At 75.4% G+C, this 3,543-nt stretch carries 5 protein-coding genes; 2 read left to right on the forward strand and 3 right to left on the reverse strand.

Annotated elements, in window-relative coordinates; genetic code table 11:
* A partial coding sequence (locus FNQ90_RS16345; RefSeq protein ID WP_228471297.1) for a hypothetical protein occupies positions 1-760 on the forward strand: 760 nt, incomplete at its 5' end.
* Between the two features lie 13 nt (positions 761-773).
* The gene (locus FNQ90_RS16350; protein ID WP_182607061.1) at positions 774-1,454 is read left to right on the forward strand and encodes a class F sortase; all 681 of its coding nucleotides are present in this window, start codon (positions 774-776) and stop codon (positions 1,452-1,454) included.
* Positions 1,455-1,553: 99 nt separating this feature from the next.
* On the opposite strand, the gene rdgB is transcribed toward FNQ90_RS16350, so the two are convergent.
* The 3 genes from rdgB to FNQ90_RS16365 form a co-directional block, all read right to left on the reverse strand.
* Positions 1,554-2,192, reverse strand: a complete 639-nt coding sequence (rdgB, locus tag FNQ90_RS16355; RefSeq protein ID WP_182607062.1) for an RdgB/HAM1 family non-canonical purine NTP pyrophosphatase — start codon at positions 2,190-2,192, stop codon at positions 1,554-1,556.
* Positions 2,189-2,914, reverse strand: coding sequence for a ribonuclease PH (gene rph, locus FNQ90_RS16360; RefSeq protein ID WP_182607063.1), 726 nt, complete (start codon positions 2,912-2,914; stop codon positions 2,189-2,191). The genes rdgB and rph overlap by 4 nt, the downstream gene beginning before the upstream one ends.
* Positions 2,915-3,063: 149 nt before the next feature.
* Positions 3,064-3,411 (reverse strand): glucose PTS transporter subunit EIIB, encoded by a 348-nt coding sequence (locus tag FNQ90_RS16365; RefSeq protein WP_182607064.1) that lies wholly within the window; start codon positions 3,409-3,411, stop codon positions 3,064-3,066.
* Positions 3,412-3,543: the final 132 nt, after the last annotated feature.

The raw sequence follows: 3,543 nt of genomic DNA on the forward strand, positions 1-3,543 counted from the left end.
GTCCCCGTCCGATCCCTCCCCCGCGTGCGGTCCCGACCACGGGGATCGCCGTGGTCCGCGTCGTCCCCGGCGGGGGTCGGCGGTGGGTCCGGCGCTGGTGCTCGCCTGCGTGGCGCTGATCGGTCTGGCCACCCCCTCGGTGGCGGAGCCGCACGATCCCGACCGGCACGACGCGGGGCACCACGAACGGGACAGGCACGAGCCGGACAAGCACGGGGGAGACAAGCACGACCCCTCCCACCACCGTGGTGAGGTGATCATCACCCCGGTGGCCCCGCACCCGGGAAGTGAGGTGCGCCTGCGGGTCTTCGGCTGTCGGGACAACCACGGCACCGCGCACTCCGAGGCGTTCGTGACCGAGGTCCGGCTGGGGCCGGCCACCGGGGGCGGCCTGGTCGGCGAGGCACGGATCTCCTCCACCATCGCGCCCGGGACGTACGCCGTCGACGTCTCCTGCGACGGCCGCCCGAAGGCGGTGAGCGGACGGGTGACGGTGGTGGCGAAGCACAGCCCCCGCCCCGAACCCCCGCACAAGCCGCACCACCCGACGGCACCGGTGAAGGCGGGCGGCGGCGGTACGGCCGACGAGCGCGCCCCGGAGGCGGAGGGCTCGGCCCCCGCCGTGCCGCTCGCCTCCCCGGCCGCCGGCTCCGCCTCGGGGCCGGGCCCGCTCCTGGCGCTCCTCGGGGCCCTGGGGGTCGCGGGTGTGACGGGGTTCCGGGTGCTCCGCCGGCGCCGCGCGGCCGGCGGGGGTCGTTGAGCGGGCGGTCGGGATGACCGCCGTGACCACCGGACGCCCCACCGGCGGACGCGGCGCGCTCACCGCCCTGACCTGGGCCGTCCTGTTGTTCGGCCTGTGGCTGTGGGGCAAGGAGTTGACGGGCGGTGAGCCGGACGTCGGAGGACCGGTCCGGCTGGCCGACGGGCGGGTGCTGCCCGCCCCGGTGCTCCCCCTGGACGGGGACGCGGTGCCGGTGCGCCTGGAGATGGACGGTCCGATGCTGCGGGCGGAGGTGATCGAGCGCGGCGTCGAACCGGAGGGCGGCGTGGAGCCGCCGCCCTTCGAGGCGGCGGACACCGCGGGGTGGTTCCGGGACGGGCCCGTGCCGGGGGCGGAGGGCGCGGCCCTGCTGGTGGGGCATGTGGACACCGACACCGGGCGGGCCGTCTTCTACGACCTGAGCACGGTGGAGCCGGGCGCCGAGGTGGAGGTGTTGCGCTCGGACGGCCGGACCGCGGTCTTCACCGTCGAACGGGTGGATGTGGTGGAGCGCTCGGCCTTCGACCCGGAGGTGGTGTACGGGCCGCACCGGGAGGGGCGGGCGGAGCTGCGCCTGATCACCTGTGGCGGGGAGTTCGACGCCGAGCGGAGCGCCTACTCGGCGAACGTGGTGGTCTCCGCCTACCTGACGGAGACCCGGGATCCCCCGGAACCGGCCCGGACCGACCCCTGACCCGGGTTCCGACCCGGGCCCGGTCGGCCCGGAGCGTCCGCCGTCGGACCCGTGGGACCCGTCGGTGGAGGCCGGGTTCGACGGCGGACGGGCCCGGCCTCAGCCGAGGAGCTCCCTCAACTCCGGGGCGAGCGCCCGGAAGGCGCGCCCACGGTGACTGATGGCGTTCTTCTCCGCCGGGCTCAGCTCGGCGCAGGTGCGGGTCTCCCCCTCAGGCTGGAGGATCGGGTCGTAACCGAAGCCGCCCTCCCCCGCCGGGGCCCGGCGCAGGCTGCCGGACAGGCGTCCGACGGTGACCCGTTCGGTGCCGTCGGGCAGGGCGAGAGCGGCGGCGCACGCGAAGTGGGCGCCCCGGTGCCCGTCGGGGATGCCGTCGAGTTGGGCCAGCAACAGTTCCAGGTTGGCGCGGTCGTCCCCGTGCCGGCCGGACCAACGGGCGGAGAGGATGCCGGGGGCGCCACCGAGGACGTCCACGCACAGGCCGGAGTCGTCGGCGAGGGCGGGCAGTCCGGTCGCCCGGGCCAGGGCGTGCGCCTTGAGCAGCGCGTTCTCCTCGAAGGTGACGCCGGTCTCGGCGATCTCGCCCACCCCGGGGAAGGCGTCGGCGCCGAGGAGTTCGCGGTGCACGCCCATCTCGCCGAGGATGGCGCGCAGTTCGGCCACCTTGTGCGTGTTGCGGGTGGCGAGCACCAGGCGGTCGCCGGTGCCCGGGGCGGACGATCGGGGGGCGTCGCTCATGCCGCCAGGGCCTCCTTCTGCTTCTCGGTGAGCACGGCGCAACCGAGTTCGCCGAGGTCGAGCAGGGCGGTCAACTCGGTGCGGGCGAAGGGCGCGCCCTCGGCGGTGCCCTGCACCTCGACGAAGCGGCCGTCGCCGGTGCACACCACGTTCATGTCGGTCTCGGCCCGCACGTCCTCCTCGTAGCAGAGGTCGAGCAGGGGGGCGCCGTCCACGATACCGACGCTGACGGCGGCGACGGTGCCGGTCAGCGGGCGGGCGGAGGCCTTGACCAGCTTGTTGCGGCGGGCCCAGTCCACGGCGTCGGCCAACGCCACGTACGCGCCGGTGACGGCGGCGGTGCGGGTGCCGCCGTCGGCCTGGAGGACGTCGCAGTCCAGGACGATCGTGTTCTCGCCGAGTGCGGAGAAGTCCACCACGGCGCGCAGCGAGCGGCCGATCAGCCGGGAGATCTCGTGGGTGCGCCCGCCGATCCGGCCGCGCACCGACTCGCGGTCGCCACGGGTGTTGGTGGAACGGGGCAACATCGAGTACTCGGCGGTGACCCAGCCCTTGCCGCTGCCCCGGCGCCAGCGGGGAACGCCCTCGGTGACGCTGGCGGTGCACAGGACCCGGGTGTCCCCGAAGGAGATGAGAACGGAACCTTCTGCGTGCTTGCTCCAGCCGCGTTCGATGGTGACGGGGCGGAGCAGGTCGGGGGTACGGCCGTCGATGCGTGACATGCCGGCGAGCCTAGTCCCCGCCGGGGTCGGAGCCGGTCGCCGGGGCGCGCCCGGCGGGGGCGGTCGGCCGGCCGACCGCGCCGCGCGGGACGTCCCGGCGGCGGCGCGGGCGGTGCGGTCCGGGACGGCGCGGGTGCCGCCCCGGGGTCTCACATGAGGTCCTCGATCTCGGAGGCCAGCGGGTCGGCCTCCGGTCCGACGACGACCTGCACGGCGGTGCCCATCGACACCACGCCCATGGCGCCGGCGGCGCGCAGGGCCGCCTCGTCCACCAGCGAGGGGTCCTCCACCTCGGTGCGCAGCCGGGTGATGCATCCCTCGACCTCGACGATGTTGTCGATGCCGCCGAGGCCGGCGACGATGCGCTCGGCCTTCCCGGCGAGGTCGCCGCCTCCGCGTGCCGCCATGGCCGCCTCCCTGCTCGTCGGTCGTTCGTCGGTCCCACCCCTCGTCCCCCTCCCGGGAAGCCCGGGAGGGGGACGGGCGCGGCTCAGCATACGGGCGGCGCCGGCGACGTCCGGGAACCCCGAACGCCTTTTGACCCGTGCCGCCGTGTGGTCATAATGAGCCGCGCCCAAAATGGTGTAGACCACCCTACCCGGAAGGGTGTACGCGACCGCTCCCGGAAC

The sequence above is a fragment of the Streptomyces alkaliphilus genome, from assembly GCF_014141535.1.
GTDB lineage: Bacteria > Actinomycetota > Actinomycetes > Streptomycetales > Streptomycetaceae > Streptomyces > Streptomyces alkaliphilus.

Excerpts from the sequence above, each read along its gene's own strand:
- FNQ90_RS16350 (WP_182607061.1), top strand. The coding sequence starts at position 774 with ATGACCGCCGTGACCACCGGACGCCCCACCGGCGGACGCGGCGCGCTC.
- rdgB (WP_182607062.1), bottom strand. The coding sequence starts at position 2,192 with ATGAGCGACGCCCCCCGATCGTCCGCCCCGGGCACCGGCGACCGCCTG.
- rph (WP_182607063.1), bottom strand. The coding sequence starts at position 2,914 with ATGTCACGCATCGACGGCCGTACCCCCGACCTGCTCCGCCCCGTCACC.
- FNQ90_RS16365 (WP_182607064.1), bottom strand. The coding sequence starts at position 3,411 with ATGCTGAGCCGCGCCCGTCCCCCTCCCGGGCTTCCCGGGAGGGGGACG.